General features: G+C 56.7%; 1 rRNA gene. It reads left to right on the plus strand.

What is annotated here, in order from left to right:
* The first annotated feature begins 312 nt into the window (after nucleotides 1-312).
* A 16S ribosomal RNA gene (locus ACOJCM_RS12930) occupies nucleotides 313-1,852 on the plus strand.
* Nucleotides 1,853-1,952: the final 100 nt, after the last annotated feature.

Below are 1,952 nucleotides of genomic sequence, written 5' to 3' on the forward strand. Positions count from 1 at the left end.
ACCCCGGTGACGGCCTCGAAGGGAGTTGACAAGCTCCGCCGGATCAGTAGAATACGCCTTCCTCGCAGGGCGCTGGCGAGGCCGCTCAGGCCACGACAGCAAGCGAGACGCTCCGCTCCTTCGAGAGCCCGGAGCCGCTCTTTAACAATCGATCAGGTAATTCATGTGGGCGCTTGTCGATGAGGTGGTGAGAAGTCACACCATTTCAAGGCAAGCGACTCGTCGAGACCTTCGGGTCTATTGAGAAGCTTAGACCTTGAGCCGAGTTTGGTTCGCTTTCGTCTACGGACGAGCAAGAACCGCAATGATTGTAAACTGAAGAGTTTGATCATGGCTCAGATTGAACGCTGGCGGCAGGCCTAACACATGCAAGTCGAGCGGCAGCACGGGGAGCTTGCTCCCTGGTGGCGAGCGGCGGACGGGTGAGTAATGCATAGGAATCTGCCCGGTAGTGGGGGATAACCTGGGGAAACCCAGGCTAATACCGCATACGTCCTACGGGAGAAAGCAGGGGCTCTTCGGACCTTGCGCTATCGGATGAGCCTATGTCGGATTAGCTGGTTGGTGAGGTAACGGCTCACCAAGGCGACGATCCGTAGCTGGTCTGAGAGGATGATCAGCCACATCGGGACTGAGACACGGCCCGAACTCCTACGGGAGGCAGCAGTGGGGAATATTGGACAATGGGCGCAAGCCTGATCCAGCCATGCCGCGTGTGTGAAGAAGGCCCTCGGGTTGTAAAGCACTTTCAGTGGGGAAGAACGCCTTTCGGTTAATACCCGGAAGGAAGGACATCACCCACAGAAGAAGCACCGGCTAACTCCGTGCCAGCAGCCGCGGTAATACGGAGGGTGCGAGCGTTAATCGGAATTACTGGGCGTAAAGCGCGCGTAGGTGGCTTGATAAGCCGGTTGTGAAAGCCCCGGGCTCAACCTGGGAATGGCATCCGGAACTGTCAGGCTAGAGTGCAGGAGAGGAAGGTAGAATTCCCGGTGTAGCGGTGAAATGCGTAGAGATCGGGAGGAATACCAGTGGCGAAGGCGGCCTTCTGGACTGACACTGACACTGAGGTGCGAAAGCGTGGGTAGCAAACAGGATTAGATACCCTGGTAGTCCACGCCGTAAACGATGTCGACTAGCCGTTGGGTCCTTCGCGGACTTTGTGGCGCAGTTAACGCGATAAGTCGACCGCCTGGGGAGTACGGCCGCAAGGTTAAAACTCAAATGAATTGACGGGGGCCCGCACAAGCGGTGGAGCATGTGGTTTAATTCGATGCAACGCGAAGAACCTTACCTACCCTTGACATCCTGCGAACCCTTCGGAGACGAAGGGGTGCCTTCGGGAGCGCAGAGACAGGTGCTGCATGGCTGTCGTCAGCTCGTGTTGTGAAATGTTGGGTTAAGTCCCGTAACGAGCGCAACCCTTGTCCCTATTTGCCAGCGATTCGGTCGGGAACTCTAGGGAGACTGCCGGTGACAAACCGGAGGAAGGTGGGGACGACGTCAAGTCATCATGGCCCTTACGGGTAGGGCTACACACGTGCTACAATGGTCAGTACAAAGGGTTGCGAACTTGCGAGAGTGAGCCAATCCCAGAAAGCTGATCTCAGTCCGGATCGGAGTCTGCAACTCGACTCCGTGAAGTCGGAATCGCTAGTAATCGTGAATCAGAATGTCACGGTGAATACGTTCCCGGGCCTTGTACACACCGCCCGTCACACCATGGGAGTGGACTGCACCAGAAGTGGTTAGCCTAACCTTCGGGAGGGCGATCACCACGGTGTGGTTCATGACTGGGGTGAAGTCGTAACAAGGTAGCCGTAGGGGAACCTGCGGCTGGATCACCTCCTTAAACGACGTATTGCTGCCTCGCGGCAAGTGCTCACAATGAATTACCTGATCGGCCAGAGCAAAGACTGTTTGGGTCGACAGACCCAGTGGTTGCAAGCCGG

This window comes from Billgrantia hypersalina, from assembly GCF_052584175.1.